Genomic DNA, 14,486 nt, shown 5'->3' with positions numbered 1-14,486 from the left:
TATTGTTTCTCCATAAAAAATTAAGGAGTCGAGCACGTGGATAAAAACGAATTTAACATCTCTCAAAAAATGCAAAATGAATCTGTAGTATTTTTTAAGACATTACTTTCAAAAAATGCTACTAGCGATCTTATGTTGGAAACGTTAGAAAACTTTAGTTCTATCAAGGGGATTATTCAAGGACTTCAGAATTTTTCAAAAGAGTATCGAATAAATTATTTAGACGTATTAATATCTCAATTATATATTTCAGGAAATTTCTCAGAAGAAAATATAGAGCAATTAAAGGAACGACTTCAAAATGACGAAATCGTTAAATTTTACATAAGCAGATGTCTTGATATTGCAGACCGTTCAAATTCGCCACGTGCAAAAGCAATGCTCGCAATTTACAGTGGTCGTGTTATTAATAATACAAAATTACTTGAAAGTCCTGAATCAGCTGTAATGCTAGATATATTAGGGAACGTTAATGATTTTGATTTAAATCACTTCGAAATGATTTATAAATATATGAATCACCATAACGATTGTAAAGTTAATGTGCATGAAAAAGCATCTGATATTATTTCCTTTGCAAGCCAAAATCAATCAGAATCTAAAAATATTTATATTGAAACTGTAAGTGATAACGATAAGTTATCTTTTGTTTCTAGTGTAAAAAAATTGATTAACAATATGGCGCTTGAACAAGTTACAGGGACCTATGAATCTCTTCAATATTTTCTCATTGAGAAATCTCCTTACTCTGAAAAAGTAATGGAGTTATGCCAAGAATATAAGGTTTTATTCAATAAAGAATTATGAAATATAAACAAACGCTGATGCCGGTCACTTCTGGCATCAGCGTTTTTCTGATTTCTTTAGCTGTTCCTTCACTTGATTCCCAAGTTTTCGATATACGTCGTGTCCGACTGATCGAGTTGATCGGAAACCGTCTTTATATTTGTCACCCGCACGTACCGGTCACCCTGCTTTTGGTAAACACTTTTTTTATCTCCCTGCAGTGGTGTATCATAGTACAGCTCAATCCAGTCCCCGTCATCACTGACTTCAATACCCGTTTCTTTTCGGACAATCGGATCGTAGTTCTGCCGAACGAGTTCTTCGTTTTCCAGTTCAATCACGGTCTCGATAGAGGCATTAAATTTCTTTTTATAGTCAGGCGCCGGTGGTTCCCGGAACAGATAAAAAATCATTAGGACACCGAGCCCGGCAACAAGCATCTTCCGAAAATCCATCTCACCCCTCCTTTGACGGTTAGTCCTGATTTTTCAGAACCGGTCGACGATTCGTAAATCAGACCGCTTGTCCCACCCCTTACCGGTGACACGTTTTTGAAAAATCGTATGACGCGGTAACCCCTTTGAAAACAGCGGTGTCGGACGGATCGTCCGGGTCTGTAAATCGGCTGCGCCATACGGCAGATACAGCTGCAACTGTCCGTCCGTTAACTTCGCCGCAATCGCCGTCACCGTCTCTGGAAAATGTGCAATGGCATCACACGTCGATTGATACGGCGGCAACTCGTTTTTCAAGTGCATCCGTGCCTGGTTTTTGACCGACCACGGCAACGGTTGCCATGATTTCAACTGTTCCTTATACTGTTTTTCCGTCGCTTCCGACGTATCAGTCGCGTCGTAATAGACGACATCGATATCCTGTTCCTCAGTCAAAGTCAGCCCCCAAATCAACGACCGGATGTAACCGGCGCAAATCCAGGCATCCGGCAGTCCGAGTCGGTCGACGAGAATTAACTGTTCGCGCAGTGTTTCATTTTCATACAATGACTGGTACATTTCGTTTGTTTCCTGCACGGATAGCCTCCTAATTATGTCTTAAGCTTTTTCCACGTCTTCGGATAGGTCCGCAACTCTTTTTTTGTCGGATGCTCGGGATCGAGTACTTTTCCGCGGCGTTCAAGAATCGTATCCGTCAGTAAGAGTACAATGGCAAGCAACAGATAAACCCCGATACTCGTGAAAAACGGCAGACCCAGGTTTATTACAACCGGCAGAAAAAGACCGACCAAGACGATGAAACAATAATCAATCACGTACTGGACTTGAATGACCCGCTTCATTGCCGGATGCGGTGTCAGCGCCATATCCCGGTTGACTTCTTTTGAGTGCAGGCGGGCAATCAAGACCAGCGCAACGATGAGAACGGCGAACGGCCAGTAAGCTCCCCGATTGGCGACAATCAGGACGATACTTGTTCCGTACAACAGTGCACTCAACATGCGTTGTTTCATCAGACGCCGTTTTGCCTCCTGAATGAACCGGGTCCGCTCCTGTTTATTTTTCATGGATATTTCCTCCCCCTTACCAGGACGGCGGGTCATTTCGATGATGGATATCCAATTCGTGATCGTTTGACGTATATGCACGATCATCCATTGACCGTTCCCGGTAACCGCGTCGTGCCGCTAAAATCGTCATTCCTACAGCAATCACGGCAAATATGCCAATCATGATCATCGCCATTCCTCCTTTTAGAAATCTTCTACTTTTATCCTATTCGCTTCCATTTACCGGATGTCCTTTAACCAGATTAAGCGCTCCTCCTGGACGAACCCCAAAATAAATTGATGGAATTTTTAGATAATTATCTCCATTACGAACCAAAAAGGTTCTTTAATTGTATATAATGGTAAAATAATCATTTTTTAATGAAAAATATGACATACAACATGCAAGGGAGGAACTGTGATGAGCGATGTAAGTAGACAACCAATCGTCATCCGAATGAATGAACCATCATTTATTGAACCTGTCGTTTCGTTTTTTTATTGCCAAAGGATGATCGGAGGAACGGCCGATGCTTAAATTCATCTGGAATTCCTGGTGGCGGAACAAGGAGCGGTTCATCCTGCTCCTCGTCGGTGTCCTGATCGTCAGTACCGGCCTCAGTTACCTGATCGGGACGACGCAGGCGAACAACGGTACCGTCGTCGACGAGTTGCAAAAACGCTGGGGTTCGTCTTACGACATCGTCGTCCGGCCGCCCGGCAGCCGCAGTGTGACCGAAGACCTGAAGCTGCTTGAGCCGAACTATATGAGCGGGCTCGACGGCGGCATTACGCGAAAACAATACGAAACCGTCAAACAGATCACGGATGTTGAAGTCGCGGCACCGATCGCGATGATCGGGAATTATTATGCAGATGCCCAGCTGGGTACGTACGATTTCAAAGAGCCCGGTATCTATAAAGTTACGATTCAAGACGTTCAGGATACCGGTTTACAGCAGGAAAAGCAGACAAACTCCTACTTTTTAGGTGCCGGGTGGTCTCCTTCCGAAAGTGATGGCTTAAACCGGGATCTTTCGCCGCAAGAGTTGGGAAAACAACCACTGATGGAGTTCGGCAGTGCGACGATGCTCGCCGGAATTGACCCGGAAGCAGAAGCCCGGCTCGTCGGTCTCGATCAAGCGACGAAAAAAGCGACACACAGCCGTTACTTTACAAAAGATGACATCGCGACAGACAACGGAAACGATGTCTGGAATATCCCGTTGATTTTAAACAGTCATGAATACGTCGATGCCTACCGGAAGTATCGTTACGAAAAAGTCGATGTGTCCTTAGTCAATGATTCGATGACGGAGACCGTCCAAGACATTATGAAAAAAGGCGGGAAATCGTATCTAAAGACGCTTCCGCTTCAACCTGCGAAAGTCTACAAGATTACGACAAACCAAACCTCTGAAGAACTGGTCAACGATATCTTAAAAGGAACGGTTCCGTCCAAATCAACCGGAAGTTTCGATTGGATGTACTTAAAACCTTCCTCTGTTGAATACCAGGCGCTCGCGAGTCCGTTCGCAACACGATGGCCGTTTGCCTATCAGATTACACCACAGGAAGTGCCGGAAGATATTCAATTGGCCAAACGAACGATGTACCGAAAAGCACGGACATTTGGAGATACGTCCATCAATTTTAAGTCCGTACCGAAGATGACTTTAAATTTCATCGGTGTCTTTGATCCACAAAAGCTGAACATTTCAAAGGATCCATTGACGGAGCTGCCGATGGAAACGTACTTCCCGGCGAAAGCCCAGTGGGTTATGGACAAAAATGAACGGCCCGTTAATCCCGTCCGTGACGTCAAGCCGACGAATGACCCGTATGACTTCCTGACGAAACCGCCGTCGATGCTGACGACGCTCGATGCGGCGTTCAAACTCCGTGGCGACAAAGCCATTTCAGCGATCCGGGTCAACGTCAAAGGGGTCGAAGCTATGAATGCGATGAGCGAAAAAAAATTACAGGCGGTCGCGCAAGAGATTGAAGACAAGACAGGACTGATTACTGATGTGACACTCGGGTCCTCGCCACAACTCGCCCTGACCTACCTGCCCGGCTTAAAAAATGAATCGGCTTTAGGTTGGGTCCAGCAACCGTGGATCAAACTCGGTTCCTCAATGGCGATTTTCCAGGAAGCAAAAGTCGGGATGAGCGGCGTCATTGCGAGTGTGATTGCGGTCGCGCTCGTTTATGTCTTCAGTTCAAATTTCATCTTGCTCTATGCCCGTAAAAAAGAGTTTGCGATTTTACTGTCACTCGGCTGGCGTCCGCGTCAGATGTCGAAGCTGCTGTTTTTAGAGGCGACACTGCTCGGAACGTTCGTCGCCCTGATTTCCTGGACGATTCTCGGTTCGTTCTGGCTGACGACGGATCACCCGATCGCCCTCGGCCGGATCCTTTTGATCGGACTCGCCGGTCTGTTGATTTATTGGGGCGGCACGCTCGTCCCGATGGCTCTGATCCACCGCATCCGGCCGTTTGAAAGCATGCGGTCCGGTGAAGTCTCAAAAGGCCGCCGGTTTGTCCGGTCGCAATCGATTTTCGGGATGAGTCTCAATCAACTGTTCACCTACTGGCAACGGACGTTGCTGTCAATCGTCGCAATTGCCCTGCCGACCAGTCTGTTTATCTTCTTCCTGTTCGTGACGTTCCGACTGAAAGGCGTCTTATATGCGACCTGGCTCGGTGAATATGTCGCGCTTGAAGTCGGAACGATGCATTACGTCGCGATGGCGGTCGCCCTCTTGATTGCGATCCTGACAACAACGGAAATCATGTGGCAAAACGTCAATGAGCGAAAACCGCAACTGGCCGTCTTAAAAGCAACCGGTTGGCGCGACGGTTGGATCCGGCTGCTCGTCCTGACAGAAGGCATGCTGACCGGGTTGTTCGCCGGTGTGATCGGTCTCTTGCTTGCTCTTGCGATGATCGGATACGTCTACAACCAGTTCCCGGTCAATGAGCTGTTGTTCCTCAGCATGATGCTGTTCATCCCGGTTGTGACCGGGGTCATCGGTGCCCTGTTGCCGGCGCAACGGGCTGTCCGGATTACGCCGAATGCGGCAATCGGCAGTGTCGCCGTCAATATCGAGGCGACGGAACGACGCTTTAAACTGACGCTCGGCACGATCGGCGTCGTCTTAGTCGCCGGTGTTACGAGCTTGTTCCTGTTTGCCTCAAACGAAGATATCACGCAAGCACCAAAGCAGGCGCAGGATAAACCGCCTGCCGTTCAAACGACCGGTGCGAAAATCGCTGATGTAAAACAAAATGAATCGAAGAAAACAGCGGCCGTTTCACAGTCGGAAACCGATAAAAAAATCAAGAAGTTGATGAAAAAAGGTATGGTGCAGACGACTCCGGGCGGCGAACAGATCAACAATCAGTTCTTTTATGTCGATCCGCTGATCGAGACACCAAAAGAACTGGATTTAAAAGAAAAACCGGGTTACCGTTTTGTGACGGTTCCGGTGATGTTGGAACTAGATGTTGATCCTGAATTTAAAAATGCCATGTCTATTTATCGGCCAAGTACCTATGCGATGACCGCTCCTGACGGAAAGGAATACTTGCCGATTGATTATGTCAATCGTAATGAAAAAGCCTGGAAATTCAGTTATCAGTATTTTTCGGGCAAAAAATCACATGTCGATCTCGTCTATCAAGTACCGGAAGATGAAAAAGTATTGGTCCTGTATGCATCGGATAGTGCGTTCCCGAGAACGGTCACCGTCAAAATCGAGTTGCCTCCGGTAGCAAAGGCTTTGACGGATCAAGAAGAACAAGCGGTAAAACAGATGATGAATAAAGGTGTCGTCAAGACCTATCCCGGTGATCCGCTTCAGAAAAAAGCAGTGTTTCATGTGGACGCTATGTTGCCGAATCCGCCGAAAGAGTTGAAATTAAAACCGTGGAGCGGTTACCAATTGGTCACGTTGCCGTTGATTTTTCAGGATACGTATTACGATCATGACGGAAGTTCCGTGAATTACCGGCCGAATACGTTCACGCTGCAAGCACCGGACGGAACCGAGTATGAACAAATCGATTACGTCAATCGAAACGAAAAAGCATGGAAAAATGGATTCCAGTATTATCCTCCGTTTCGTTCGCAAATCGATTTTGTTTATGAAGTGCCGGACGATCAGTCTGTTTTCGTCATGTATGCGTCAAGTGAAGCGTTCCCGAAACCGACGACCGTCAAAATTGGACTGGATTAAAAAGAGGCTGGGACATAACTAGCTGGCTTTTAAAGAAAATAAGGGATTGCCATCGTCACGATGGCAATCCCTTATTTTTTTTCATCACCTCTTGTTAAAATGCCCCTCGGGCAATACTTTGGGTGAGCCACTTTCTCAGATTTACTGCCATAAGGATGAAGCCAAGCTCACGTTTCACCTTTGCTTTTCCTCTTACGGAAAAACGAGTGAAACGCAAATTAGCCTTCAGATTCCCAAAAACTGGTTCTACGTCTATCTTACGTTTCGCGTAGATTTTCCCGGTTTTTTGATCTGAAAGCAGGTCCTTTACCTGTTCCTTTTGCTCTTCCCACGAAACGTTTACTCGGACTTGGCGATGACGACCCTTCTCTGCCTTGGTACAGAGGGATCGAAGCGGGCAGTCATCACAACTCTCACTTTCGTACACCTTGAAATCGCGGGTAAAACCATATCGATCCGTTCTCTTAGACATGTAACGGAACGTCACGTTCTGCCCGTTCGGGCATACAAAGTGATCGGTCGTTTCATCGTAGGACCAGTTGACGAGATTAAAAGGATCATCACGCCATTTTCGCGTCTTCTCTTTTTGAAACATCGTATAGGGAACGAGCGGAATGCGCCCTCGGCGCATCAGAATCTCCTGATAATTTTCTTGGCTTCCATAGCCGGCGTCCGCAACGATATGTTTCGGTAAAGTAAGATACGAGGAAACCTCATCTAAAAATGGGATTAACGTGCGGGCATCGGTCGGATTGGGATAGACATCATAAGCGAGGGTATATTGACCTTCGGTCGCAATCTGCACGTTGTACCCCGGCTTGAGTTGTCCATTTTGCATATGATCTTCCTTCATCCGCATAAACGTCGCATCCGTATCCGTTTTCGAATAGCTGTTCCGTCCATCGAACGTTTCCTTTTGGACGGCATACTTCCTTTTTCTTTCCACGAACTCAGCGAACTTTTTTCGGAAAAGATGGGGTTGCTTTCGTTCGGAACGAAGCCGTTTTCTCTCCTGCGTATCTGAACTTGCCTCGATTTCTTGATTGATAGAAGCGATTCGTCCCTCCAAAACATCACCGATGTGCTCGAGTTCAGGAAGGGTCAGTTCGTCTGGACTTTCTCGTTCAATCTCCGGTAAGATTTCTTGTGCGACGAGTTCTTCATAGAGAAGATTAGACTTTTCAACGAGCGACGCACTATATCGCTCGACGGATTTTCGCCAGACGAACGTATATCGATTCGCATTCGCTTCTAGTTTCGTACCATCAATGAAGATCGCTTCTTCCTTAATTTCTCCCATCTCGACGAGATGGCAACGGAAGGTGACGAACGCCTGCTTAAGGATAGGTGTGACTGCCGGGTGCACTCGAAAGCGATTGATAGTACGATAGCTCGGTTCATTCCCTTGAGCGAGCCACATCATACGCAGGCTGTCTTGAAGGAGTCCTTCGATCTTCCGACCAGAGAAGACCGATTGCGTATAGGCGCATAAAATGATCTTCATCATCATGCGTGGATGATAGGCGGGGCAGCCTGTCGTTCGAGTAAAAGGTTCAAAGGCATCGTCGGGAATGGACTCGACAAGATGATGAACGGCGAATGCGATATCGTTTTCTTGAAGACGAATTTCTAAATCTAAAGGTAGAACCAGCTGGTTCATGGTATAATTTTTAAACATAAGGACACCTCCGATAGTTATGGTTTGGTCACTTTAACTTTATCAGAGGCAGTCCTTATTTGTTTACTTAAAATCGGTTTTTCATCATAGAAGAAGGCCCTTGAAACGAAAAACGTTTCGAGGGCCTTCTCATTTATAAAACTGAGTTATGTCCCAGCCTCTTTTAGTTAGAGCCGGATCAGCACGATACCAACAATCATCAGCCCGAGGCTGACCAGTTGAACACCGGTGACCGGCGTTTTCGCTGCGCCAAACAAACCGAACCGGTCAATCAACAGACTGCCTGTCAACAGACCGATGGTGACGATGACGACAGCAGCACCCGCTCCGACAAGCGGCACGATGACGGCATTGCCGGCGATGAACAAAGCACCGATCAAGCCGCCGATCCAAATCCACCATGGTGTCGGGAGCGACCGATCGAACTGCCACTTCGTCCGGACAATCAGATTGACAAGCAACAGGGTCACCGTTCCGACGACAAAGGAAATCAATGCTGCTTTAATGGCGGAATCAAGCACCACTCCGAGATGCCCGTTGATCGCGGCTTGGGCGGCACTCATCATTCCCATGACGACACCCATGATCCGCCACCCGTAAATCGTCGGATCGACAGGCTTCGCTTGTTCCGGATGCCGGCGTTTTGCGAGCCAGTCACCGAGCGCAACGGTACCGACGACACCGAGCAGGACAAATCCGGCGCCGAGCAGACGACTTGGGGAAACCGGAGTGACGGCGGTCGAAAACCAACCGAAATTATCAATCAACAGACCCATCAAGACCTGTCCAAAAATCGGCATGATGACGGTCTGAACACCGCCGATTCGCGGGAACAGTAGAATGTTTCCGGTTAAAAAGATGACACCGAGCACACCGCCGATCCAAATCCAGGCGGGTTCCGACCAGACACCCGGATTCAGACGGAAATTCTGTTCCACGAACAGCGTCAGGACGATCAAAAAAACCGTCCCGATGCTGAAAGAGAGCAGAGAGGCAAGGAACGGCGAGCCGACGATGCCGCGTAAGCGTGTGTTGACACTCGTTTGAACGGGCACGAGGATCCCGATGATTAATCCGATGATAATGGCAAGAATAAGAAGCCCTCCTTTTGTACGAGTCGTTCCTATCATATGCCAGAGCCGGACAGGAAAGCGATTTGCCTGCTTATACCGTCAGTTGAACACAAGAAAAAGCACCCGAATGCTACAGATGCTTTTTCAACAAATGGATGTAGTCAGCGGTATTCTTTGCTCATCGGCTGTTCCGGATCGGCTCGATGGATTCGGTACTCGAGGACGATTTCGATGACGATTCCAATCAGCATGAATCCTGCCACGTATAGCAGTGCCATGTCCGTATCATCTCTAAGTTCAGTCGTGACGATCATGAGCAGCATGAGTGAAATGATACCAAAACCCATGATGGACCGGAGTCGAATCAATCGTTTGGCACGTGTCGAATCTGACAGTCGGCTGATTTCAAAACTTTCGCGACCTAACATCACGCCGGAAACCGCGAGTGCACAGATCAGTACCAGCATCGACCAAATGGATTGGTCAAAAAAATGAGCCGCTAAAAAGGCGCCGCCGGTAACGACGGCCGATAGAATCCGGGCCGGCTTCGTTCTCTTGCGGATGGTTTGAATGGTTTGGATCCGTTCTTGTTTGTTCATCTTCTCACCTCATGACGATCATACGTGTTCTGGCTATAATGATTCCCTCTTTTTGTAAAAATTATGCCAGTCCTTTGCCTCCGTGCGGCTGATCTTCCAGCAACCGCTCGACCTTTAACAGAATCGGTCGCGCCTGTTCAATCAATTGCCGGGTCGCCGGCAACTGCAAAGACGCAGCATGCGCCGCTTGATCCGTCCAAATTTCCCGGACCATTACGGTATCAGCTTCTTCAGTCGTACTGACGATATACTGCTCACAATCTGAGACATCTTGTAAGGACGTTGCTGCTTCTAACAGTACCTCCACCAATCGGTGTCCCTCACCGGGTTGGGTCGTGAACTTTGTCCATAATCCGTAAAACATCTTGATTTCCCCCTTCATGATTGGATGATTACTTATTTGAATGAAAATTCCTGGGAACACTTGGGTAATACGAACGTATAGAAAGTAACAACTTACATAAGAAAAAGGAGGATGCTCTATTGAAAAAACGTCTGCTTGTCACGACTGGTTTGTATCTGCTCGTCATGATGATGACGATTTACGCCATCTTTTTCGAACAATCCGATTCGACTTTTCTGCTGATCATTCAACTCGGACTGTTGGTCCACTTCTACTTCCAGTACCGGATGGCATACATTGTACCTGATCAGGATCTTCCTACTGCACCATTTCGATTGAATGTCCTTCGAACCGGCTTGATTGTAGCAGCCTTCGTCTCGTACATAATGCTTGATTCCGTGCCGCTCCTGCTCGCAACGGTTGTCGCTTTGGCGCTCGCTGTCCCGACGCTTGTCTCCTACGTCCGGTTACGAACACAGAAAAACTGACGCGTTCAGCTTATTCCCGTTCCGGTAACGAGCGGGTCCGGCCGACGAAAACGACCTGTTGTTTCACCAGTCGAAAGACCTGGTATTCACCGCGCGGATCGGTGTTCAATTGAACGGCGACCTGATGCCGGGCTTCTTTCGAAGAAGCTGTCTTGTCATAGGCAGACCTGACCGCAATGATCGTCTCTTTGCCATATTGCGCGGCGACATGTGTCGTCACCCGGGCCCGTACGATTTGTTCAAACGTCTCATCCTGTTCCTGCTCAAGAAAAAACCAACCGATGCCGCCGATCATTCCTAATAAGAGTAGTGCCAGTACCGTCTTTCGCATTTCGAACGCCCCGTTTCCGTTTTGTTCTCTGTAGACAGAATTCGCTGTTCATTAAAGATTTCCTGCTTTTTAAAGAAAGACCGCGATGGAAAGGAATCCTTCAAAAACAAGCCGTGCAACCGATTCCCGAAAAGGGAGTGGTTGCACGGCTTGTTTGTTACTGCTTTAATTCTTCAACCCGCTAAGCGTCTCAGGGGCTGTTTCAAAATTCAAATCAGTTCTGTTTGTCCTTCCGGTACGTCAGACCGATGAACTGTGATTTCTGATTAAACAATTTCCGGTACGACATGTAACCAACGAGGACAGCCGACGTCGCTGCCGTCGTCAGCAACAGGAATAAGATCAGCAATTGGTACAGGACGGCTTCCATCGGATTGGCCCCGCCGATGATCAGACCGCTCATCATGCCCGGCAGTTGAACCAAACCCATCGTCTTCTGCGCTTCGATCGTCGGAATCATACTCGTCCGGATGGCACTTTTTAGACTGGTATCAATTGCCGTTTTCGTATCACCGCCGAGGGATAAAATCAATTCGATCACTTCGTCACTGCGTTCGACCTCGTCCTTAAACTTGTTCAAGAATAACAGCGACAGAATCATACAGTTCCCGATCACCATCCCGCTGATTGGAATGACTTGCTGGGCTTCAAACGGAATGATGTTTAGACCGAGCATCAGCCCCATCGTCAGCACTTCGACCGAAATCAGCGTCGCAAGAACAATCCACTGGATCCCGGGAATCCCGTCGCCCTTGCGGATGACGTTGAGCGTCGCCGCTCCGATCATCAGCAGAATCATCAACAGGATATAGATCGGACTGTCGCTCTCGAAAACAAACGTCAGAATATAGCCGATGATCAGCAATTGAATGATGGAACGGACTGTCGCAATCAGGATGTCTTTTTCGAGACCGAGTTTCAGTGTAAAGGCAAGAATCAGCGGAATCGCAATGAAAATCAGCGACGTCGCCAGTTGGACGTAACTCATAACGATTCCCCCTTCAAGAACGCTTCGATGTCCGGGCGTGTTCCGTCCGGTTCAAGCAACGAGACGTCCCCCTGCTCGAGCAATTGACCGTCCTTTAAGAACCAGACTTCTTCACTGACCCGCCGTGCCTGATCGAGATCATGTGTGATCCAGATGACGGTCACCTGAAGCTCGCGTTGCAGACGCTGAATCAGCTGTTCGATTTCCTTGACCATCCGAAAATCAAGACTGGCCGTGATTTCGTCGAGTAACAAGACATCCGGTTGATTAACGAGTGTCCGGGCAATCGCGAGCCGGCTTCGTTCACCGCCCGACAACTCTTTGACCGGCTGCTTCAAGTCAACATGGAGATCGACTTGTGCGAGTAGACGCTTCGCTTCGTCCTGTGCCAAAGTCTCGTGAAAAATTGTTTTCGGCAAACTGAGATTATCCATGACGGACCCCGGCAGCATCGGCGCACTTTGAAACGCCATTCCGATCTGTTTCCGCAGTTCGACGAGGTTCATCTGTTCCAAGTCCTCGCCACGGTAACGAATCCGACCGCTGTCCGGGGAAATCAATCCGTTGATTTGTTTTAAGCACGTCGATTTACCGGCACCGCTTGGTCCGACGAGCGTCGTGATTTTTCCTTCCGTAAAAGCACCTGAGATGCCACGGAGTATGTGTTTGTACTGCACGTCTTCAAAGGTAATGATCGACACGTCTGCTTCACCTGACTTTCTGGTTTCAATTAATCCGCTATGAAACAGGTATACCCGAAAATCACAAAAACATACAACGCCTCGATGCGCTGTATGTTCAAAAAACCGTTTATTTGGCTTCTTTTGGGTCAATCAGCGGCCGCACTTCCATCCGCCAGCCGTACTTCTGTGCTTCCGGTAACTGGGTCGTCGGATGAAGTAACGCCAAGTCGACCGCCCGTTCCAAATCATCCGCTTCAAACACGATCAGACTGCCGATCTGTTCCGTTTTGTCCGGATCCGGTCCGTCCTGATGCTGAATCTGACCGTCGAGAAGCCGGGCCCGTTTCGTTTCGGCTCCCGGATGCCATTCATACAGAACGTTGAGCTTCGTAAAAAACGTTTCGAGCGGTGGATTACACCGTTCCATGACGGCATCGAGCTCTTGTTGCGAGGACTGATTCATCTTTTCTGCATCGTAATAACCGATGAATAGAAATAACATCTGATCCCTCCTAGTTCCAAGGCTTTCCTGAGACGTCGTTCATTATTTAAGTACCCTGTTTTCAATCGATGTAATACAAAACACCTTGTCTCCGTCGAGGAAACAAGGTGTCGCTTATTTATTAGCAATCTTCCGCAACAGATACAACGCGTACACCATTGACGGGATCGCCATGACGAGAACTGCTATGCGCAGCAAACCAAAAATGAAATTCAAGTCTGTATAATCCATTCGTACTTCCTTCTTTCTTAATTTAACGATTTTGCGACGACTTGGCGCATCTTTTCAAAACCGAGCCGTTCGTAAAAGACGTCGACCCCGTCGTTGCTCATCCAGTAATCGAGATCAATCTTATGTATACCTTGTTCAAGTGCCCGTCGCTCGACTTCAAGCAATAACTGACGGCCGAACCCTTGTTGCTGTTTGTCATCGACAATACAAAGATGATGGACACGGACTTTGGTATTGGCAAAGTTGAAGGCACTTTCCGGACGCCGGAGATATTCGATCCAGACGTAGCCGATCGCTTCTCCGTCCAGTTCCGCAATTAAAAACTGATGTTGATCCTTCCCGACCATTTTCGCAAAAAACGCCCGGACCGTCGCAAAGTCGTACGGTTTAAAAAAGTCCGGCTGTTGCGCGACGTGCGGCTCATGGACGTAACGATTCAGCCGGGCGAGTGTATCGAGATCCGTTGTTTCAACAATCTTCATGCCTACCCCTCCGCTCAGTGTGTGATTTGTCCGTTGAAGACATACGGGACCGTCTGTTGCGTCGTCAGAATCTGTTCGTATTCTTTCGACAGATTCATGAACTGAACGGCGTCGGCAATCGTCACCCACGATATCTCTTCGATTTCATCCGGAAAAATCGTGCCAATTTCGCCCCCGCGAATCTCCGACTGGAAAAAGAAGAACAGACAATGTTCATCGACTTGCGGAAAAAACGCTTCGCTGACGTGTAACAGTTCCCCGACCGCAACGTCATATCCGGTTTCTTCCTTCGCTTCCCGGACGGCTGCTTCCGGTAACGTCTCCCCCGCTTCGACTGTTCCCCCGGGCAACGTGTAATACGAATAAGACGGTCCGATGTTTTTGACCATTAACACTTGATCCCGTTCCTCGTTCAATAAGACGTTATAGACGATATTTTTTTGACGTGTCATGCTCATTCCCCCCCCTCAAATCGGTAGATGGTATTTTTTAACTTATCTACTATACCATAGTCTTTTTCAGACAGGGAGAGCCCTCTATAAAATAGGAAAAATAAT

Annotated in this window: 16 protein-coding genes and 1 pseudogene; 3 read left to right on the top strand and 14 right to left on the bottom strand. The window is 47.8% G+C overall.

Features of this window, described 5'->3' with window-relative positions:
• Positions 1 to 36: 36 nt before the first annotated feature.
• Positions 37 to 807, top strand: a complete 771-nt coding sequence (locus EXIG_RS07800) for a hypothetical protein (protein WP_012370386.1) — start codon at positions 37 to 39, stop codon at positions 805 to 807.
• Between the two features lie 68 nt (positions 808 to 875).
• Here the strand turns inward: EXIG_RS07800 and EXIG_RS07795 are convergent, their stop codons facing one another.
• The 4 genes from EXIG_RS07795 to EXIG_RS15925 are packed head-to-tail and all read right to left on the bottom strand — an operon-like array spanning position 876 to position 2,486.
• Complete coding sequence (locus EXIG_RS07795; RefSeq protein WP_012370385.1) at positions 876 to 1,241, bottom strand: hypothetical protein; 366 nt, start codon at positions 1,239 to 1,241, stop codon at positions 876 to 878.
• 33 nt (positions 1,242 to 1,274) lie between these two features.
• Positions 1,275 to 1,817: a nucleotidyltransferase family protein gene (locus EXIG_RS07790; RefSeq protein WP_012370384.1), complete on the bottom strand. Its 543-nt coding sequence runs from the start codon at positions 1,815 to 1,817 to the stop codon at positions 1,275 to 1,277.
• A 14-nt stretch (positions 1,818 to 1,831) separates the two neighbouring features.
• Positions 1,832 to 2,308 (bottom strand): hypothetical protein, encoded by a 477-nt coding sequence (locus tag EXIG_RS07785; protein ID WP_012370383.1) that lies wholly within the window; start codon positions 2,306 to 2,308, stop codon positions 1,832 to 1,834.
• A gap of 16 nt (positions 2,309 to 2,324) precedes the next feature.
• Positions 2,325 to 2,486, bottom strand: a complete 162-nt coding sequence (locus EXIG_RS15925) for a hypothetical protein (RefSeq protein ID WP_167315834.1) — start codon at positions 2,484 to 2,486, stop codon at positions 2,325 to 2,327.
• Positions 2,487 to 2,820: 334 nt separating this feature from the next.
• Here EXIG_RS15925 and EXIG_RS07780 point away from each other — a divergent pair, with 334 nt between their 5' ends.
• A complete protein-coding gene (locus EXIG_RS07780; RefSeq protein WP_012370381.1) occupies positions 2,821 to 6,531 on the top strand; it encodes an ABC transporter permease in 3,711 nt (1,236 codons plus the stop codon).
• 127 nt (positions 6,532 to 6,658) lie between these two features.
• Here the strand turns inward: EXIG_RS07780 and EXIG_RS07775 are convergent.
• From EXIG_RS07775 to EXIG_RS07760, 4 genes and pseudogenes are all read right to left on the bottom strand, one after another.
• A pseudogene (locus EXIG_RS07775) lies at positions 6,659 to 8,209 on the bottom strand (IS1182 family transposase); the annotation flags it as partial.
• A gap of 167 nt (positions 8,210 to 8,376) precedes the next feature.
• A complete protein-coding gene (locus tag EXIG_RS07770; RefSeq protein WP_012370380.1) occupies positions 8,377 to 9,339 on the bottom strand; it encodes a DMT family transporter in 963 nt (320 codons plus the stop codon).
• A 104-nt stretch (positions 9,340 to 9,443) separates the two neighbouring features.
• The gene (locus EXIG_RS07765) at positions 9,444 to 9,881 is read right to left on the bottom strand and encodes a hypothetical protein (RefSeq protein WP_012370379.1); all 438 of its coding nucleotides are present in this window, start codon (positions 9,879 to 9,881) and stop codon (positions 9,444 to 9,446) included.
• Positions 9,882 to 9,942: 61 nt separating this feature from the next.
• The gene (locus EXIG_RS07760) at positions 9,943 to 10,245 is read right to left on the bottom strand and encodes a putative quinol monooxygenase (protein ID WP_012370378.1); all 303 of its coding nucleotides are present in this window, start codon (positions 10,243 to 10,245) and stop codon (positions 9,943 to 9,945) included.
• A 119-nt stretch (positions 10,246 to 10,364) separates the two neighbouring features.
• Here EXIG_RS07760 and EXIG_RS07755 point away from each other — a divergent pair, with 119 nt between their 5' ends.
• Entirely contained in the window at positions 10,365 to 10,712 is a 348-nt protein-coding gene (locus tag EXIG_RS07755) for a hypothetical protein (RefSeq protein ID WP_012370377.1), read from the top strand.
• Between the two features lie 10 nt (positions 10,713 to 10,722).
• Here EXIG_RS07755 and EXIG_RS07750 read toward each other — a convergent pair whose 3' ends face one another.
• The 6 genes from EXIG_RS07750 to EXIG_RS07725 all read right to left on the bottom strand — a co-directional run bounded on the left by EXIG_RS07750 (position 10,723) and on the right by EXIG_RS07725 (position 14,381).
• Positions 10,723 to 11,043, bottom strand: coding sequence for a hypothetical protein (locus EXIG_RS07750; RefSeq protein WP_012370376.1), 321 nt, complete (start codon positions 11,041 to 11,043; stop codon positions 10,723 to 10,725).
• A gap of 214 nt (positions 11,044 to 11,257) precedes the next feature.
• A complete protein-coding gene (locus EXIG_RS07745; RefSeq protein ID WP_012370375.1) occupies positions 11,258 to 12,031 on the bottom strand; it encodes an ABC transporter permease in 774 nt (257 codons plus the stop codon).
• Entirely contained in the window at positions 12,028 to 12,732 is a 705-nt protein-coding gene (locus tag EXIG_RS07740) for an ABC transporter ATP-binding protein (protein WP_012370374.1), read from the bottom strand. Before EXIG_RS07740 ends, EXIG_RS07745 begins: the two co-directional genes overlap by 4 nt.
• Positions 12,733 to 12,841: 109 nt before the next feature.
• Entirely contained in the window at positions 12,842 to 13,216 is a 375-nt protein-coding gene (locus tag EXIG_RS07735; protein ID WP_012370373.1) for a YciI family protein, read from the bottom strand.
• Between the two features lie 248 nt (positions 13,217 to 13,464).
• Positions 13,465 to 13,929 carry a GNAT family N-acetyltransferase gene (locus EXIG_RS07730; protein WP_012370371.1) on the bottom strand — a complete coding sequence of 155 codons (465 nt, stop codon included), beginning with the start codon at positions 13,927 to 13,929 and terminating at the stop codon, positions 13,465 to 13,467.
• Between the two features lie 14 nt (positions 13,930 to 13,943).
• Positions 13,944 to 14,381, bottom strand: coding sequence for an NUDIX domain-containing protein (locus EXIG_RS07725; protein ID WP_012370370.1), 438 nt, complete (start codon positions 14,379 to 14,381; stop codon positions 13,944 to 13,946).
• Between the last annotated feature and the right edge of the window lie 105 nt (positions 14,382 to 14,486).

The organism is Exiguobacterium artemiae 255-15 (genome assembly GCF_000019905.1).
In the GTDB taxonomy this organism is placed as follows: domain Bacteria; phylum Bacillota; class Bacilli; order Exiguobacteriales; family Exiguobacteriaceae; genus Exiguobacterium_A; species Exiguobacterium_A artemiae.
Note: the sequence above shows the minus strand (reverse complement) of the source record. Positions and strands in the feature narration are given on the sequence as shown.